The sequence below is a fragment of the Nocardia sp. GP40 genome, from assembly GCF_050434125.1.
Lineage (GTDB): Bacteria > Actinomycetota > Actinomycetes > Mycobacteriales > Mycobacteriaceae > Nocardia > Nocardia albiluteola.
The window spans coordinates 395,215-411,816 of sequence record NZ_JBNPVW010000009.1 but is presented as its reverse complement, the minus strand read 5'-3'; the positions used below and the strand labels follow the sequence as shown (position 1 = coordinate 411,816).

The window sequence follows — 16,602 nt, the reverse complement described above, 5'->3', positions numbered from 1 at the left end:
ATTTACAAGCTGCCTACCTCGACGCGGTAGGCCGCACGCCCACCGCTTTCGTGACCACCGACCTCGGGGGACAAACCCTGACCTCCGGGGTGTACCACGCAGCTGCCGGGATCGGCCTCAACGGCACCCTCACCCTGGACGGGCAAGGCAATCCGAATGCGGTGTTCATCTTCCAGGCCGGGACGACACTGATCACCGGGGCCAGCAGTGCGGTGAACCTTATCAACGGGGCCACCGCGAACAACGTGTTCTGGCAGGTCGGTAGCTCGGCAACACTGGGCGCCGGCACCAACTTCGCCGGAAACATCCTGATCTTCACCTCGGCCACGGTGAGCGCCGGCACCACCGCCCACGGGGACATCCTGGCCCTCAACGGAGCGATCACCCTGGACACCAACATCATCACTCGAAGCTGAGCCCCGATACACCGAAAGGATTTCGAACCTTGTCCGCGCGCTTTCGGCACGCGGACAAGGTGTTTCGGGCGTCGGTACCCGCTAATCTGCCCACGGTTGACGGTCATAGGACGGGCTGACGCTCAGGCAGCCGAGGACACAATCAGCGGCGATCTGCCGCTACATCAGCGCTCACGCAAAGAAGCGACAGTTTCGCCCTGTCACCGAACAGGCGGTCGAGGAGCATTTCCGCCCGATCCGGCGCTAAGGAGTTACCGCAGACAATGGCCTATTATCTGCGCTCTGGCCCGTATTTCATCTGATGAACGATTATGTGGGTCAACGGATTTGGGTTCTGAGCTGCGAGTATTTGGCGTTTGCCGACTTGCGGTGGCGGTCTGACTTGCCCTGTAGCCAGGGCTGTGATCAGCCTCTTTCCGGTGGCTCTATCATCTGATGAACGAATCCTTCGGCAGATGTTGGGGTGTTGGGTGGCGGGATCGCGGAGGCCCAGGTCGTAGCCCAGCCTCGCCGCCAGGCGCTGGATGCGTGCCTCGAGTACGCTGCGCTGGCTTTGGGCCAGGGTCGGGGAGATCGCTGCGAGGGCGGCGGGTTCGGCCCTCATGCCGTGGTCTTCGTCCCGGCGGCCGGGTGGCAGGCGTGCAGGGCTGCGGTGGCTTCGGCGCGGACGTGTTCCCACAAGGTCGTCTCGTACTGGGGCAGCATCACGATCGCCTCGGCCAGGGTGGGGTGCTGGTCGGGGCCGAAGGCCACGTGTCCGGTGCGGCAGTTGGGAAGTCGCTGATCGGGCCACCGGTACGCCGGCACAGCCGACCGGGCGTCGTTGATGAACAACACACGCGGCACTCGATCCGGCCCAAGTTCCCAAGTGGCACACATAGTCCCGACATCGGTCCGGTACACCGCCCTGTCGTTGTGCTCGAACACGCGCATGACGATCGCCTTCCAGAGAAGTTCACGAGTTGTGGAAGGCGACCCGGGCCGGGGGTTCGCGCGGTCGGCCCGCTCGCCCTCGTGAGCGAGCCGGCCTGCGCGGTGTCCTTCTGCGGCAGGACTCGACTCCGGCGCGGGTGCCTCGAGCAGCGACGTTAAGCCGACCAGCGGAGCGGGCACCAGATTCTTGCGGGTTATTGCAGAATGAATCGTAAATCGTTGACCCGACCTCGGCGGTGAGCGGACGATCGAAGGCACTTTCTGCAAGCCCTCGCCCTCACGATAGGAACACTCATGCGTCTTCGACTCTTGGGCGGCCCCAGCGGCAACGGCAACAGCCCGACCCTGTGGGCCACCCCTCTCGGCTCGATCGTCGTGCAAGGCTGGCAGGTTCCCGCCCACCCCGGCCACGTCGACATCCCGCACCGGCTCCTCGGGTTCCTCGACGACGGCTCCTGGCTGGACACCCCGCTGATTGATCAGGGCGGTGGGGTGTTCCGGCTGGCTGGGACGCCGGTCACCGACGCTGAGGCGCTGGCTCAGCTACGGTTGCCCGAACACGAAGTCGCCGTGGAAGTTCCGGCGACAGCGGAAAGGACGACAGGCGATGCGTCTGCAGGTCTTCGCCGAGAGTGACGATCCGTTCCCCGAGTTATTCGCTCACGCCCGGCGGCGGGCATTCCACCTCGAAACCCAGGACTCGTACCTGGTCGGCGACGAGGACGACTCGTTGCGCCGGTTCCTGGCCGGCGAGCCCGCCCTGCCACCACCAGCGAGCTGGCGGGCCTGGCGCGAGCTGGTGCGCACCTCGACCGAGCGCGGGGTGGCGGTGCAGCGGGTGCGGGTGGTGACCGAGCCGCACAGCGACTACGTGCGCTGGCTGATCGCCACCACCAACGCCGGCGACCTGGGCGCGTACGAGGACATCCGGTGGATGCCCCGGCACCTGGCCGAAGGCGGCTACACGCTCGATGACTGGTGGCTGTTCGATGAGGATCTGCTGGCCTACAACCTCGTCGACGCCGGCGGCAACGCCGCCGGCGTCGCGGTCACCGAGGATCCGTTGACGATCGCGGTGTGCCGGTCGGTGCGAGACCGGCTGTGGGCGGGCGCGGTCCCGCACACCGACTACATCCGCGAGCACGTATCCGGGTGAACAGCAACGTCGCCCAAGCTCGCGAAGCCCTCGGGGCCCGCCTGCGCGAGCTGCGCCGGGACGCCGAGCTCAACGGGCAGCAGCTCGCCGACCGGTGCGGCTGGTCCCCGTCCAAGGTCTCGCGCTACGAGCACGGCCGTCAGAACGTCACCGAGGAAGACATCCGCGTGTGGTGCGCAGCCACCGGCGCCGAGGTGCAGGTGCAGGACCTGATCGCCACGGTCCGCAACATCCATGCCGCGTATATGGAATGGCGGCGCATCCTGGCCGCCGGGCACGCGCGGCGCCAGCAGCAAGGCATCGCCCGGGATCAGGCCACCCGCCTGACTCGCTGGTACGAAACCGAACTCATCCCCGGGCTCCTGCAAACCCGCGACTACGCCACCGCGGTGCTGTACGCCTGCCGGGAGGTCATCGACGGCCCCGACGACCTCGACGCCGCCGTGGCGGCGCGGATGCTGCGCCAACAGGTCCTGAGCGCGGGGGTACACCGGTTCACCTTCCTGCTGACCGAGCAGTGCCTCTACACCCGCGTCGGCGGCCCGGAGGTGATGGCCGAGCAACTGCACGTCTTGCTCGAGGTCCACCACAATCCCCGCGTCTCGCTGCGGATCATCCCCCGCGACGTCGAATTCCGGTATCCGAGCACCAACTTCGTGCTCTTCGACCGGACCGCCGTGCAGGTCGAAACCATCGCCGCCGAACTCACCATCACCCAGCCCCGCGAAATCGCCTTGTACGAGAAGGTCTTCGACCTCCTGGCTACCCAAGCCGTCACCGGAGACTCAGCACGGGCACTGATCACAGCTGCGCTCGACCAACTCGGAATCGCGTAGAGCTGCCCGACTCCGGCGTCGCCGCCCCACCGCGCCTGTGCGCCGTGGTCCATACCACGGCGCACAGGCGGGCGATCAATGACGTTCGGCGCCAGGGGCTTTACCCGACAGCTGCATCACCGCCAGGGCGGCTCCTGCTGCCCCGACCAGGATGGCGCCCGGAATCGGGAATCCGGTGAGGGTCGCTGCATAACCGAGAACCACACCACACCATGCGGCGGCGATAAGCGCGAACACACCCATGGGCCGTAGCCTCGAAGATCTTCATGGCCGCGGCCCGGCGCGCGGGGCTGGCGGTGTGCATCGCGACGACTGCGGCGCTGGCCCGGATCAGGGGCTCGATCATCTCCCGCACCTTCGAGAGCACGAGTAGACAGAAGTGCAAGGTCGCAAAGTCGATTACGGGGTGCATTGGCGGGTTCCTTCGTCTCGTTGAACATGACGAGACGAACCGTACGAACCGAAAAATCGTCTGTTGCAAATAGCGGGTCCGATTCCCGCTAGGTGACGAAACCTGTTGCACTGCAATGTGTTGCATCGATCTCAACACGTTTCGCGGATCTGGACCTCGCACCCCTACTCCCGCGCGAGGAACACCGAACGAAACCAGCTGTGCGCCAGTCCTGGACGACGTCGTAATGACCGTCGAGGACTGGCACGACGTTCAGTTGACCTCTAAAAACAGCGACTTCAGTGTGTCGGGTCGCCGCCTCACGCAGCCTTTGGATGTCGCCACGTAGTATCCATCGAGGTTCAGGTGACGACCTTCGGTCGAGCGCCTTCCACACGCGTGCCGAGTAGCTCGGATGCGTTCCGCGCAGGGGAGATTCGTCTTCCCTGGTTGCGATGGCGGCGGAGCGGAGTAGCTCCGTTCCGGCGGGGCTGCCCAGCTCCGCCGCCATCCGGGGGCGGAATTCATTGGCTACGAAAGTAGGCGTTGATGGAGGACGACTCCGAAGATCCGAACCTGCCCCGTCCTCAGGGCCGGGGTGCTGGGAACTCGTGGCGGGAGTTTTTCTGCCTGGCACGGGATGTGGTGAAGTTGGCTACCGCGACGGTGGAGCTGGGCTCGATGCTCACTCTGGTTGTCGTCGCCGGAGCCACCAACTCGATGCCCCATGAGGGCCACGGGGTCACCGAGCTGGCGGCCGTGCTGCACGAGATCGTCTCTTACCTGTAGGACCGGGTAGTCGATCGCGATCGCAGCTGTGTGGCGAATCAGGGCCGGGCAATTCACTGCTCCAACAGTGAGTCCTCGGTCCTGACTCGTTTCCAGAAACTTCTCCCGGTAACTTCTCCCGAAATCTCTTCCTGGAAAGTCTTCGTGTTGGTCACCAATCGGCTGTCTGTTTTGTTTCCCATTCGGGTAGCACAACACTGACACAACACTGTACTGCCTCGTGTGTGTAGACACGTCTACACCACGCGCACAACTTCACACCCCTTAAGGGGTTATCGTGTCCTCCCCCGGCGCAGGTCAGCGGCCCGGTTGAGGCGCTCGGCGAGGGCGGCGGCGCTGGGGGTGGCTGCGGCGCGGCGGTCCTCGTGGCCGGACAGCAGCATCAGGTCGGCCTCGGTCGCGCCTTCTTCTCCGAGAGTAGTCAGCGGACATTGCAGGCACTGCTGTCTCGCCATCAGCTGAACCCCAAGAGCAGAGCCCCGGCTACTGTCCTACCTCGGTGACCAGGCGGCAGCGGACTAGGGGTCGCCGTAGCACCCGCCGAAAAAACACCGGATTTGCTGGTCAGGAGGCGTGTTTCGACCTCATCCGGGACCGGCTGGGTGTGGGAGTGAGTTGCCCCTTGGGGCAGGTCGGTGGAGTCAGGCCGAGCCACTGCCGCCGCCACACGCCGTAGCAGACCAGCAGATCCCGCACCCAGATCTGGTCGGCGAGTTCGTCAGGATCGGCATCGGGATCGAGACCGGCCCGCAGCAGCGCTTCGCGCTCGATAGCGTCCATACATCATTCGACGACGCACGCGGCGAAACGGCTCCCGAGACGTTGCCGCCCGTTTGCCCACAACCCTGCTGTCGAGCAGGCTGCCTGGAACGCGAAGCGCGAGGCGAGCCAGGACGACATGCCGCACACCTAATCGAACATATGTTCCCACTGACTTATGGTTGACGTGTGATCGAAATCGGTGACCTGGTCAAGACCGCGCAAGGTGGTGTCTCGGTGTTTCGGGTGGTCGAGCGTGAGGACGACGACCACGTCCTGATCGAGTCGATCCAGGAGAACTCGCCCGGCCGGTACCCGTTCTCGTTCCCGACGCGCTACCTCGTGCCTGTAAGCGACTGACGCGCTCTGAATGGCTGTGCCCGCCCAGCCAGTTCGAAGGGCTGGGCGGGCACAGCGTTCCGCGTGGGTTACGGGATAGTCAGCGCCGCAGCCATACCTTGAGGATTTTCGCCATGGTGGTATTCATGGGGCCCAGGAGGAACCCGGCGGTTGGCCCGCACATCGCGATCGCCGCGAGGGCGGTCAACAGGATCGCGAGCAGCCCAGCCAGATCCACGACAGCTTCGCCCACGGATCGGGGGACCGGCGTGCGCCCCTCGGGCTGTGCCGGAACAGGGTTGGAGAGGGTGGATGTCATTGCGTTCTCTCATTCTCGGTGGAGTAGGAGTTCGTGGAACCGGTTCCGCCGGAACCCTCCCAGCCCCTCGAGGGCAATGTTGCAAACTTCGTGTCTGAAATCCGCTAGTTGACTGTAATAGGCTGTAGTGCAACGTATTATGGGTGTCGGCGGTTCGCCGGCATGGGACTCGGACAGGGCGAACCGGTCCCGCAAGCGGCTCGGCTCATCCCAGGCTGCCCGTAAATGACGAGACCCCAGCTGCGGCCGAGCCGAAATACACGTGGCGGTGAAGGGGGTTACCAGTCGTCGACTTCGCCGGTGGCGATCACCCCGAGGGTGATGTACAGGTCGGGACTGTCCAGGATTCGTTCGAGGTCGCCGAGCCGGCCGGGCAGATCGGGCATGTCCTGCAGGATCGCCGCGGTGCCGTCTCCGGAGGCCGGGTCACTGCACGCCAGCGCTCGCCGGAACAGGATGTCGCCCTGGTCGGTGACCGCGGCGACGGCGGCCAGCAGATCGTCCAGGCCGCGCGGGTCGGTGCCAGCGATGTCCAGGTCCCGGCCGCTGGCGAGGACAGCCAGGCCTACCGAGGCGCTGTGCGCCCGCAGTCGCCGGAGCCGATCCCACAGCGGCATCTCGCCGGAGCCCGCCTCGGCGATCGGGTCCCAGATGTACGACAGCAGATCCGCGACCTGCCGTTCGCGCTCGTTCGGGATCCACTCGTGGGCGCGCAGCAGGGCGCTCGTGCCCCGGAGCGCGGCATCGAGGCCGTCGCGGTGCTGCTGGTACGGGCTATCCACGCCGGTTACGGTATCGCGATGGGCGACAACGACTCCGACCCCAGTGCGCCGCATACCTGGTCCGCGTACGTGCTCGCGCTGAGCCTGGTTCTGGCGGTGCCGGTGTTGGTGTGGCAGGCCGCGACGCTGCGGTGGCTGTGGGACTGGTTCATGCCGCGGGCATTGCCGGGCGCCGCGGCGACACACCTGTCGCTCGGCGTGGGGATCGGCCTGATGTGCGTATTTCACCTCGCTCGAGGAGCCCGAGCGGGGACGAAGCAAACCAGCACCACTGCCAGCGTGTGGACCGCTGCTGGAATCGACCTCGTGTGGGCCACCGGCCTATTGGTGATCGGCCTTGGCGTGCATGCCCTGCTGTGACGACGAGGGCGGATCGGTCAGGCGCGCTCGTCCCGGCCGGCGGGCAACCACGTGATGAGGTCGTGGGCTGGCCGGGTGGCGGCCTGGGAGGGGAGTAGGGATTGCCTCGGTCACGCGGGTCGCGCCCGTAAGGGGTCCCGGACTGCGCGAAAAACAACAACAATGGCTTGACCAGCAGCGAGGGCGGGTTGTCGGTGTCGAATGCGACGATCTGGCCAGCTGCGGGTCTCGCCTCAGGCGAGAGAGGCTCCCTTTCTCCGGTTGCACGGCCCGCACAGAACCTCCAGGTTTTCCGGGGTGGAGGCTCCCCCCATGGAGACCGGGATGATGTGGTCGAGCTGTAGCTCGACGTTCGATCCGCATTTGCGGCAGGAGGCCTGATCTCGGGCCCATACCAACAGCCTGACGTCCTCGGGGATCGCGCCGCGCCGATACGGGGCAGGGTTCTGCTGTATGGCGACCAGCGATTGGGCTCGATTCACCGTGGCTCGGCGACGTTGGTCGCGGGCCTCGAGTAGCGCGTAGACCTCGTTGGCCTGCAGCCCGTCGTTGTCCCAGAACCATTTCCCGCCGTAGAGCCAGTAGGTACGGTCACCGATTCGGAGGAACGGGACGGGATAGCTGGCAGCCGATTGCAGCTTCTGCTGGTAATCGGTGGCGGAGATTTTCATGGTGCCGATGTGCTCATGGCGGCCGACACGAAGGACCACCGGCCCTTTTCTGGTGAACAGTCCGGGTTGGTGAGTCACCGTGACATTCTCGGCTCGACGTAGCATGTCGTCCTCTCCTTCGGGCGTGGGCCTTGCTGTGCCATCGCATGCAGCCCGGTGCCTGCCCCGACCAGCAATTCCGGTGCTTTTTCAGCCGATGCTATGGCGACCCGTGCAGGGCAGCGGCAAATGCACCGAGCGCGACAGCCACACCGACAAGCTCCAGGAGTCCGCATATGAGTCCAGCTCTCGCCTGACCGCGACCACCCGGGCGCCGAAACGCCAACAGGCCGTAGATGATCGCAACCCAGAACAGACCGAGAAGCCCCGAGACCAGTGCGATCGTGGCATAGGGATTCAGCTGGTGCATGGATGCGTCAGCTGGAGCGTGCTGTGCATGCGGTCGCTCGGATTCCGACGTTCCATCGCGCACGGTGACCGACACTTCCCCGGCCGGAGGCCGAGACTGGTTGCGTCGGTTCCGAAGAGCTGTAACCGTCCATATGACGCCGATCGCGATCAGCGACACGCCTGCGAGACACATCACCATCACGATCAGCAGCACAAGCCCGGAACCGTCAGCGTTCATGTCCGAAACATCTTCCGCGGCAACCGAATCGTTACCCCCAAGCCGGAGTGAGGCCCTGCCGAGGGTTACGGCAGGGCGACCAACCAGCGGGCGACACCGCCGTGGTGCGAGCAGGTGCCCGTGCGGTGTCGACTGAAGCTGTAGGTGCCGTCCTTGCACTGGGCGGTTGCCCCGTCGGGGGCGGCGGGAGCCTGCTCCGGGCGCGGGACGCAGTCGTGGTCGACGTTTTCATATTCGCCTGCGCCGCAGGCGATCAGGGCCGGGGCAGCGGTGGCTTGCGGGGCCAGGGCCGAAGTCAGGCCCACGCCGGCGGCGAACAACCAGGTCGCGAGTGCGACTCGACGGGCCGGCGGTCTGCGCATTCCGGTAACGCCGCTGTGGCCGCCCGCGTAGCTGTTCATTTGTGAGACTCCCTACAACAGTTCAACTCTCGGCCGGAGGAAGCTCCAGCACAGGAGCCGAAACTAGCGTAGAACCCATCCCCGGTTGTCCACATTCCACTTCGATTAGGGGGCCGTGGGTAATGAACAAACCGCCGGAATCACTCCTGGTCGGCCGCTACCTCACTCCAGCGCAGGAATGACCCCCTACCAGGGTGAACTCGCTCGATTGCCCCTGGCGACACGATCCTTAACGACCCGACTCCCGTGGGTTCACGCTGACTGACGGACTTTCAGCGGGAACTCAACGCATTTCCGTGTGCGGCACCGGGAATCGCGGCGAGTTCAGGGGAAGTCTAGCGATTCGGCGACTGGGCTCGGTCGGTTGGTGGGTGGTCGAGTTCGTCGCTGAGTAGGTGCTCGGCGTTAGCTCCTGGCCGATTCCCTGTTCTCGATGTTCGCCTTGACCCATCCGCGCCTGTGTGGCGAACGAATGAGTAGGCGTGCGTTCGCGACTGGGGAGATGGGGTGTGTGGGGCAGTGGATTTAGGTCGGTATACAGTGCGGCGGATTCGTCATCGTGACGGCTACGAGTCGTGGTGGATCTTCGGCCCGGACGGGGAGTTGCACCGGCCGTCGCTGGCGGTGCTGTCCCGGTTCGGGACTTCGACGCAGCAGACCTACGCCTACAGCCTGGCCGACCATCTGAACTGGCTGCACACAAACAACCGTGATCCGGCGGCTGTTACCTTCGATGATCTGCGCCGCTACATGAGCGGGGTGACCGGGCGGTCCGATGTCTTCGGCGCGGTGTGGCGGCGGCCGGAGCAGAAACCGGCGCTCGGGCCGTCGGCGGCGGGCAACGTGGCGACGATGGTGAAGGCGTTCTACCTATCGCTGGAGGCGGCGGGCCAGGTTCGGCCCGAGGTGGTGGAGGCGCTGACATCGGGCCGGAGTTTCGACGGCCGCGCACGGTCGAAACGGGTCCGTGACTCGAATCCGCTTGCACCGAAACAGGCTTCGCGGCGGCCGCGGTTCCTGCCCGACGAGGTAGTAGCCGCCCTGTTCGAACCGGGCGTGCTCACCACGGCCCGCGACGTGATGATTGTTTGCTGGCTGCACGACAGCGGCATCCGGGTCGGTGGCTTGTGCGGGTTGAGGTTGTGTGACCTGCACCTGATCAGGAACCACCCGTGCGGGCAACGCGCGGACCCGCACATCCATATCGTCGGCCGCGACGACAACCCGAACCGTGCTCGCGCGAAGGCGCACGTCCCGGCGACACCGAGCAAGGACGGCTACACGGTCGATGGTGTGATCCGCGCCGTCAGCGACGACATGATCAGCACCTTCTACGCCTACTTGCTCGACGAGTACCACCCGATTCAGCACCTGGTCGACCACGAGCAGGTTCTGGTTCACATCAGCGGCCGCACCCCCGGTGCGGCCCTGCACACCGGAGGTGTCCGCAAGATGCTCGAAAGAGCCTGCCGCAGAGCGGGACTGAACGCTATCGTTCGTCCCCACTCGTTCCGTCACAAGGCGGCCGCCGCGCTCTATGCCGAGTCGGACTTCAACGCCGAGCTGGTGGCGCAGGAGTTCGGCTGGTCGAGTCCGGCCATGGTCACCGACGTCTACGGCAAGTCGGCCAACCGGCAGTCGATGAAGTTCCTCGAGCAGGCGTGGGAGGCCACGGCCCGGCCGCCGGCCGAGTCCTACCTTGCCTCGGCGGACGGGGCGCACGCATGAGCACTGCGGCAGGGGCGTCGCCGCAGGCATTCGAACTCACCACGGCGGGCGATTACCTGACTCTGGGGCCGGACCAGCGTTATGCGGTTGTCAGCCAGCGGTTTCCGGAGTGGCTGCTGACCGAACCGATCGAATTTCCACGCGACCATTCGACCTACGGCTGGGCCTGCCGCGTTAGCGGCTGCGACGCGGCGATGGCGACAACCGAAACGCGGCAATTATGCGTTCAACACGCCCGCGCCTGCACCCGCGCTCGCATCACGGCCGGTGACGCTGTGGGCCTGGAGAAGTTCCTGGCGTCCGCCCAACCTTCCCGGTCACACAGGATCGGCTGGGCGCGGGCCCGCAGACGACCCTGCCGCATCGACGGATGCCCCCGCGAAATCGACGTCGATGGCTGCTGCAAAACACACGGCAGCTCGCTGCGACGTGCCCGCGTCCGCGCGGGGTTCCGCGAAATCCTCTGGGCCGCGAGTCAATCGCCGATGCCCCTGGCGGACGCCTGCTGGATCGAGGGCTGCGTGCATGATGGCTCGCTGCGCCGAATCCTGGCCTGCGAACCCCGCAATCTCTGCGGCACCCACGCGCAGCAGTTCGACCGGTGGTTGCAATCGCCGACCGCGACGTTGAGTTCCTGGGCGGATTTCCTGGTCTTCGAGCCGCTTGTCGTCTCCGTTATGGACCCCGAGAGCCGCGGGCTGCTGTCGCTGGCGAAACTGCCTGGCAGCTTGCAGCGAGAGATCCGCTACGCGCTTCACCGGCACGCCAACACCGCCCGGCGCACGCAATGGCGACCAGCCACCATTCAAGCGGTCGCTGATGCCCTGGCGGACTCGGGGGTGCAATCACTGGCCGATCCGGTTGTCGCGGAACTGACAGCCGACCACTACAACATCCCCGCCGAGCGGCGGATCTGGCTGGATCTGCCTGCCGCGGCGCGCAGCCTCAGCTGCACCCCCGAATCCGCCAAGGCGGCAGGATGGTTCGACCCCGTCCTGATCGGCGGCGCGCCGTTCACCGGCTCGCAGGGCAACCGCGTCAAGCCCTGGGACCTGACTTCGGTCTCGCAGCGGTGGCTGCGAGATCTGCTCTGGGAGCATCTGGCCGATGAAGCGCAGCTGCCCTCCGGGAAACAGGCGTGCTACACCACGATCAGCTACCGGGTCGGCGCTGTCGCGCTGCTGTCGCGGATGCTGGAACAGAACCGGCCCGACCACGGCAACAACCCCGAAGCCCTCGGCAAGTCCGACGCCGAAGCAGTCAAACGCACCTGGGATCTGTGGTTCCACGAGCAGATTCCGCTGCCGATCGTCTCGGTCCACACCAACCGCGAACCCTGACCGAGAACACCCGGACGGTGTTCGCCATGAGTGTCCGGGCGGTGCTCGGACAAGCCCGCCAGGCAGGCCGCTCCGGCGCCGCGATGGACGTGTTCATCCTGAACCTGCCCGAATATGCCAGACCGCCACGCAAGCCTCGGCCCCGGCCGATGAGTTACGGCGACTTCCAGTTGCTGATCAGCCCCGACAATCTGCTCGCGCTCGATGCTCTCGACTTCGAGAATGTCGGGTTCTCCGACATCTGGATGACTCAAGCGTTCCAGGGCGGGCGGATCAGCGAGACGCTGCGGGTGCGGCTCGGTTGCATCGGCCTCGTCGGCGCCGCTCAGCCCTACCTCTGGCGCGACATCGCCAAAGTCGGCGTTCTCGACTACGGGATGCCCTGCTACCGGCCGGTTTACGAGCGGCTGCTGCTCCGCCGGGAGATCACCCTGGCGAAACTGCGTATCCGCTACAGCGACACCCTCAATCAGCTCGACAAGCGCGGACGCGCCCGGCTGGAGGCGTCCTGGGATCGTGAGATGCCGCTGTTCCCTCGCGTGACAATGAATCCTGATCTGTCGCTGGAGGTTTCGCAGTGCTGGTTCCGGCAGGTCTGGACCGAATGGTTCGGGGGCCTCGGGCTCAGTGAACAAGTGACCTGCCATCAGACCCGCGCGACATTGGCGACATCGCTGCTGAACAACGGCGCGCCTCCGGCGCTGGTGCGCCAGCTACTCGGACACTTCTCCGAGGAGGCTCTGGCGTATTATGCGAACTACAGCAACACGACCATGGCCCGTCACCTGCAACAGATCTGGGCCGCCGGCCCCGGCATGGACAAGCCCGGAACGATCCTGCTGCGCCCCGCCGAAGTGAAGGCCGACAACCCCGCCGCAGCAGCCGCCCGGATCGACCTGACCGTGGTTCCGGTCGAACACGGCCTCTGCCGCTACGGCCCGGTCGTCGGCGGCTCGCAATGCCCTTGGAGCAAGAACTGCACCGACGGACCGAAAGGACCGTGTGAGCACTTCGTGCTCACCGGCGCGGATCTGGCCTACTGGGAACGCAAACGCGACGCCGCATACCACTTCGCCGAAGGCGCACCCAACGATGAGGCCCGCGACTACATCCTCGGCCAGTGGCAGCCCTGGGAACCCGTCCTCACCGGCCTGCGCGAGGCCCTGAACGAACTCGGCCTGCTCGAAGAAGCCGAGAAACTGGACCTGCGCGCCCCCACGCACGACTACTTCGCCCCGGTGTTCTCCGCCGGATGGCAACCGAAACAACTGAAAACACCGGACAACACACCGAGCGAAGTGATCTAGGAGAACGAAACCCGTTGGCCACCAACAACAAGCGGCGCCGTCCGGTCGAGCTGATCGAACAGCGATCCCGCACCAGCGCCGAATGCGAAAAGCGCGTCCGCAAGGCCCTGATCAAACTGACCAAAGCGAAGGTGCCGTTCACCATCGAAAACGTTCGTGACCTGGCTGGAGTCGGCAGAACGTTCATCTACGACAAGCGCCGCCCGGAACTCACCCGGGCCGTCCTGACCGCCCGGGACGCATCCCAGGCCGCGACCATCGCCCGCGCCGACCAAGCCCACGATGCCGAAAGCTCGTCCTGGCGTGAACGCGCACTCAACGCCGAGGCGTTGGTCAGCTCGCTCCGTGCAGCGGTCAAAGACCGCGACGCTCGCATCGGTGACCTCGTCGGGCAGCTCTACGACCCCGACGGCAACCACCTGACCGACGAAAACGCCAAGCTCCGGGCCCTCGTCACGGCTCTCAACGAAAACCTCACTGCCGCCAGGACCGAAAACCGGACACTGCGGCGCTCCCTCGACGGCGCACGCGCCAACGTCAAACGCGAGCGGGAACGCAACGTCACCCAAATGTTCTGCCAGTAGGTGTCGCGGAGTTCCTGCGGAGACAAGGCAATCGATGCCGTCTGGGGCCGCGCCGAGGCGAGCAGTTTCGTTCCGAGTTGCAGGTGGTGGCGGCTCTGTCCGGGTCCACGATCACGACGGCGCCCTCGGTGCCGCCGATGTCCGGGCCGATCCCGGCGGATGGCGTTCAGCGTGACGACGGGTTCGCCGATGTGTTTCTGCCGGTGCGGGGTCGGCAACCGGCCCGCCGGCGGATCCCGCCGCGGGCGGTGCGGCCCGCGCAGCCATCGGTGCTCGGTTGCGACCGATACCGTGATTCGGCACCCTCCTGGGCCGCAGCCGAGATGGGCAGTGCGGGGCCGCTCGGTGTGCGCCGGGTGCGGTGTGGTTCCAACTACTTTCCGGCGTAGGGAAGAAGGGCCATTTCGCGGGCGTTCTTCACTGCGATAGCTACCTGTCGTTGCTGCTGTGGGGTGAGTCCGGTGACCCGGCGGCTGCGGATCTTGCCGCGATCGGATACGAAGGTCCGCAGGAGCGGCACGTTCGTATAGTGGACCTCGTCGATGCCGGCCGCAACCAGGTCGCTATTACGAGCGGTTCGCCGACCACGCCGTCGAGGTCGGCCGCCGCACCATCGTCATCACCACCGGCCACTATTTTGGGGACGCGCAGTCCGACGGAGAACTACCGGGCCGCTAGCTGTCTGAGCAGTTTCCGACCAGATGCCTCAACGGTGAAGCACGATCACCCCGCCACCGCAACACCACCATCGTGTCGAAATTCATGACCACGAGCATTCCGCTCCCACAGGCGGTGCCGAGATTCACGACGACCAAACGCTGCCCACCTTCGCGATCAGAACCAGGCCGCGGGAAAGGTCCCCGAAATCCGCGCCCGGCGACCCAGCGCGCGCCCCGCGTCCGCCAACTGATCAGCCTGCAAGACGTTTCAACAGGCTATCAGTGGTGTCCCCGCAGACTGCGCCGTCGGTGGGGCGGCCCAGAGGTGATGGATGCCGGTCCGCTGCGCGTGTGGAAAGTAGCAGGCGTTTCGCCTCCCAAGAAAGCGACCCGTGCGCGGTAGTGTGACCGACGCCACCGCGGACCGGGTGCCGGGTGTGTAAGCCCGGCTGGCTCGCGGTGGGACACGAGGACTCCGCGCGGGCCCCGACACGCCCTCCCTGCGGGCTTGCGATTCCATTCCGCGCGGAGTTCCTCGCCCCCGAGCCGCGGTCTCAGGCGTGCTCGGTCACCCTGCGATCGGTCGACGCGCAGAGAAAAGAGAAAAGGGGCGGCAAGTGAGGACAATGGCAGCCGACGGGAGCGACGCGGCTGTGCTGCGGTTGCTGAGCACTGGTCTGTTGCGGGTTGCTGGAGGCGTTGTGTACCCGGCTGCGCTGTGACCTCGACGACCCCACGATCGAACTACCGCCCACCCTTGATGTCCAACCGTTTGGACGCTGTGTCGAGCTTCGGCAATGATCTGCACGCGAGGCGTCGGGTCGTTCATCTGGTGCTGTCTTCGAGGGCGTGCAGGGCGATGTCGAGGTAGTCGATGAGGCGGTCCAGGTCGGGCACGGTGCGGCGGCAGGCGACGATCCCGAAGTCGAGGTTCTCGCCGGTGCCGGTGCCGGTGACGGTGATGTTGAGGGCTTGACCGTGCACAGGGATCGACAGCGGGTAGCTCGCGTCCAGGCGCGCACCATTCCAATAGCGGGGGGAGCGGTCGCCGGGGATGTTGGAGATGACGAGGTTGAACGGCGGGCGGGTGAGCGAGACCGCGGTCGCCGACAGCGTCAACGCCAGCGGGCTCAGCGTCAGTGCGGTGGCCGCGAATGCTTCGCGGTGGGACAGGCCGTTGTAGAGGGCTTTGCCGCGGCGCATCGCGGCACTGATGGTGGTGAGTCGGTCGGCGGGCTCGGTCAGGTGGGTGGCCAGTGGGCACAGCACCGCGGCGATTTTGTTGCCGTCGTGGTCGCCGGGATCGTCGCCGCGGACCGAGACCGGCACCATCGCAACCAGCGGAGTATCCGGTAGCGCGTTGCGACTGTCGAGGTAGTCGCGCAGGGCGCCGGCGCACACCGCGAGCACCACGTCGTTGACGGTCGCGTCTGCGGCCTTGGCGATCTGTTTGATCCGCGACAGCGGCCACGAGCGCACGCCGCAGCGGCGTGCTTCCCCGATCGGGCCGTTGAAGACGGTGCGCGGGGCGGAGAACGGCAGCGCCTGCTGCTGGGCGCCCAGCACCGCACGCGCTACCCGCAGCAGACTCGCGCCGGCGGCGGGCTCGGCCACCGCCCGCACGACCGCGGCGATGCCAGGGGGACGCGCTGGTTGGCGGCGGGGTGGCGATGGCAGCAGCTGCCACGGCAGCGGTGGATAGTCGGCATACGGGTCGTCGGTGAGGGCTCGGTGCAGCAGGCGCTGGGCGCCGACCCCGTCGATGAGGGAGTGATGGATCTTGCCGTAGAGGGCCACGCGTCCGTCGCGCAGGCCCTCGATGATGTGCATCTGCCATAACGGGCGATGCCGGTCCAGCAGGCTCGCGTGCATCCCCGACACCAGCTCGAGTAGCCCACCCAGCTGTCCCGGCGCGGGGACCGCCCAGTGCTGGACGTGATGGCCCAGGTCGACGGTGGTGTCCTGAGCCCATAGCAGTTGCGGGGTTCCCAGCAGCCGGGACGGGCGTTTGCGGAACACCGGATGGATCACCTCGTCCGCGGAGATCAGACGCTGATACGTCCGGCGCGCGAACTCGACGCTGTCGAGGCCCTCGGGTGGCTCGAACAGCGCCAGCGTGCCCACGTGCATCGGATGGTTACGAGACTCGGCGATCAGGAACAAGGCATCCGCCGGTGAGATCAACTGCACGCTCAACCTCCTCG

The 16,602-nt window shown here is 66.1% G+C and carries 21 protein-coding genes and 1 pseudogene; 11 read left to right on the top strand and 11 right to left on the bottom strand.

Translation table 11 applies throughout. The annotated features are described in order from the left end of the window. On the top strand, nucleotides 1–416 hold a 416-nt coding region (locus ABH933_RS27535), incomplete at its 5' end, for an ice-binding family protein (RefSeq protein WP_429426428.1). 600 nt (nucleotides 417–1,016) lie between these two features. Here ABH933_RS27535 and ABH933_RS27530 read toward each other — a convergent pair. Continuing rightward, a complete protein-coding gene (locus tag ABH933_RS27530; protein WP_429426430.1) occupies nucleotides 1,017–1,253 on the bottom strand; it encodes a hypothetical protein in 237 nt (78 codons plus the stop codon). A 390-nt stretch (nucleotides 1,254–1,643) separates the two neighbouring features. On the opposite strand from ABH933_RS27530, the gene ABH933_RS27525 reads away from it, so the two are divergent. The 3 genes from ABH933_RS27525 to ABH933_RS27515 are packed head-to-tail and all read left to right on the top strand — an operon-like array spanning nucleotide 1,644 to nucleotide 3,341. Further along, complete coding sequence (locus tag ABH933_RS27525) at nucleotides 1,644–1,985, top strand: hypothetical protein (protein ID WP_429426432.1); 342 nt, start codon at nucleotides 1,644–1,646, stop codon at nucleotides 1,983–1,985. Then, entirely contained in the window at nucleotides 1,957–2,505 is a 549-nt protein-coding gene (locus ABH933_RS27520; protein WP_429426434.1) for a DUF6879 family protein, read from the top strand. Before ABH933_RS27525 ends, ABH933_RS27520 begins: the two co-directional genes overlap by 29 nt. After that, on the top strand, nucleotides 2,502–3,341 hold the full coding sequence (locus ABH933_RS27515) for a helix-turn-helix domain-containing protein (protein WP_429426436.1): 840 nt from the start codon (nucleotides 2,502–2,504) through the stop codon (nucleotides 3,339–3,341). Before ABH933_RS27520 ends, ABH933_RS27515 begins: the two co-directional genes overlap by 4 nt. A gap of 75 nt (nucleotides 3,342–3,416) precedes the next feature. Here the strand turns inward: ABH933_RS27515 and ABH933_RS27510 are convergent, their stop codons facing one another. Then, a complete protein-coding gene (locus ABH933_RS27510; protein WP_429426438.1) occupies nucleotides 3,417–3,584 on the bottom strand; it encodes a hypothetical protein in 168 nt (55 codons plus the stop codon). A gap of 697 nt (nucleotides 3,585–4,281) precedes the next feature. Here ABH933_RS27510 and ABH933_RS27505 point away from each other — a divergent pair. Beyond that, a complete protein-coding gene (locus tag ABH933_RS27505; protein WP_429426440.1) occupies nucleotides 4,282–4,521 on the top strand; it encodes a hypothetical protein in 240 nt (79 codons plus the stop codon). Between the two features lie 272 nt (nucleotides 4,522–4,793). Here the strand turns inward: ABH933_RS27505 and ABH933_RS27500 are convergent, their stop codons facing one another. Both ABH933_RS27500 and ABH933_RS27495 read right to left on the bottom strand, forming a co-directional pair. Then, nucleotides 4,794–4,976 carry a hypothetical protein gene (locus tag ABH933_RS27500; protein WP_429426442.1) on the bottom strand — a complete coding sequence of 61 codons (183 nt, stop codon included), beginning with the start codon at nucleotides 4,974–4,976 and terminating at the stop codon, nucleotides 4,794–4,796. A gap of 109 nt (nucleotides 4,977–5,085) precedes the next feature. Beyond that, entirely contained in the window at nucleotides 5,086–5,301 is a 216-nt protein-coding gene (locus ABH933_RS27495) for a hypothetical protein (RefSeq protein ID WP_429426444.1), read from the bottom strand. A 168-nt stretch (nucleotides 5,302–5,469) separates the two neighbouring features. On the opposite strand from ABH933_RS27495, the gene ABH933_RS27490 reads away from it, so the two are divergent. Next, nucleotides 5,470–5,640, top strand: a complete 171-nt coding sequence (locus ABH933_RS27490) for a hypothetical protein (protein ID WP_429426446.1) — start codon at nucleotides 5,470–5,472, stop codon at nucleotides 5,638–5,640. Nucleotides 5,641–5,719: 79 nt separating this feature from the next. Here the strand turns inward: ABH933_RS27490 and ABH933_RS27485 are convergent, their stop codons facing one another. Both ABH933_RS27485 and ABH933_RS27480 read right to left on the bottom strand, forming a co-directional pair. After that, a complete protein-coding gene (locus ABH933_RS27485) occupies nucleotides 5,720–5,938 on the bottom strand; it encodes a hypothetical protein (protein WP_429426448.1) in 219 nt (72 codons plus the stop codon). Between the two features lie 278 nt (nucleotides 5,939–6,216). Further along, entirely contained in the window at nucleotides 6,217–6,720 is a 504-nt protein-coding gene (locus tag ABH933_RS27480; RefSeq protein WP_429426450.1) for a hypothetical protein, read from the bottom strand. Nucleotides 6,721–6,738: 18 nt separating this feature from the next. Between ABH933_RS27480 and ABH933_RS27475 the strand changes: the two genes are divergently transcribed. Beyond that, nucleotides 6,739–7,080, top strand: coding sequence for a hypothetical protein (locus ABH933_RS27475; protein ID WP_429426452.1), 342 nt, complete (start codon nucleotides 6,739–6,741; stop codon nucleotides 7,078–7,080). A 233-nt stretch (nucleotides 7,081–7,313) separates the two neighbouring features. Here ABH933_RS27475 and ABH933_RS27470 read toward each other — a convergent pair whose 3' ends face one another. The 3 genes from ABH933_RS27470 to ABH933_RS27460 form a co-directional block, all read right to left on the bottom strand. Then, on the bottom strand, nucleotides 7,314–7,856 hold the full coding sequence (locus ABH933_RS27470; RefSeq protein WP_429455131.1) for an HNH endonuclease: 543 nt from the start codon (nucleotides 7,854–7,856) through the stop codon (nucleotides 7,314–7,316). Between the two features lie 94 nt (nucleotides 7,857–7,950). Further along, nucleotides 7,951–8,379 (bottom strand): hypothetical protein, encoded by a 429-nt coding sequence (locus ABH933_RS27465; protein ID WP_429426456.1) that lies wholly within the window; start codon nucleotides 8,377–8,379, stop codon nucleotides 7,951–7,953. 65 nt (nucleotides 8,380–8,444) lie between these two features. Then, complete coding sequence (locus ABH933_RS27460) at nucleotides 8,445–8,780, bottom strand: DUF3761 domain-containing protein (RefSeq protein ID WP_429426458.1); 336 nt, start codon at nucleotides 8,778–8,780, stop codon at nucleotides 8,445–8,447. Nucleotides 8,781–9,320: 540 nt separating this feature from the next. Here ABH933_RS27460 and ABH933_RS27455 point away from each other — a divergent pair. The 4 genes from ABH933_RS27455 to ABH933_RS27440 are packed head-to-tail and all read left to right on the top strand — an operon-like array spanning nucleotide 9,321 to nucleotide 13,739. Beyond that, complete coding sequence (locus tag ABH933_RS27455) at nucleotides 9,321–10,508, top strand: tyrosine-type recombinase/integrase (protein WP_429426460.1); 1,188 nt, start codon at nucleotides 9,321–9,323, stop codon at nucleotides 10,506–10,508. After that, nucleotides 10,505–11,848, top strand: a complete 1,344-nt coding sequence (locus ABH933_RS27450) for a hypothetical protein (protein ID WP_429426462.1) — start codon at nucleotides 10,505–10,507, stop codon at nucleotides 11,846–11,848. Before ABH933_RS27455 ends, ABH933_RS27450 begins: the two co-directional genes overlap by 4 nt. 26 nt (nucleotides 11,849–11,874) lie before the next feature. Further along, nucleotides 11,875–13,155 (top strand): tyrosine-type recombinase/integrase, encoded by a 1,281-nt coding sequence (locus ABH933_RS27445; protein WP_429426464.1) that lies wholly within the window; start codon nucleotides 11,875–11,877, stop codon nucleotides 13,153–13,155. Between the two features lie 14 nt (nucleotides 13,156–13,169). After that, on the top strand, nucleotides 13,170–13,739 hold the full coding sequence (locus ABH933_RS27440; protein WP_429426466.1) for a hypothetical protein: 570 nt from the start codon (nucleotides 13,170–13,172) through the stop codon (nucleotides 13,737–13,739). A gap of 373 nt (nucleotides 13,740–14,112) precedes the next feature. On the opposite strand, the pseudogene rpsR reads toward ABH933_RS27440, so the two are convergent. Both rpsR and ABH933_RS27430 read right to left on the bottom strand, forming a co-directional pair. Beyond that, nucleotides 14,113–14,328: pseudogene (gene rpsR / locus ABH933_RS27435) on the bottom strand (30S ribosomal protein S18); the annotation flags it as partial. Nucleotides 14,329–15,223: 895 nt separating this feature from the next. After that, a complete protein-coding gene (locus ABH933_RS27430; protein ID WP_429426468.1) occupies nucleotides 15,224–16,588 on the bottom strand; it encodes a WS/DGAT/MGAT family O-acyltransferase in 1,365 nt (454 codons plus the stop codon). Nucleotides 16,589–16,602: the final 14 nt, after the last annotated feature.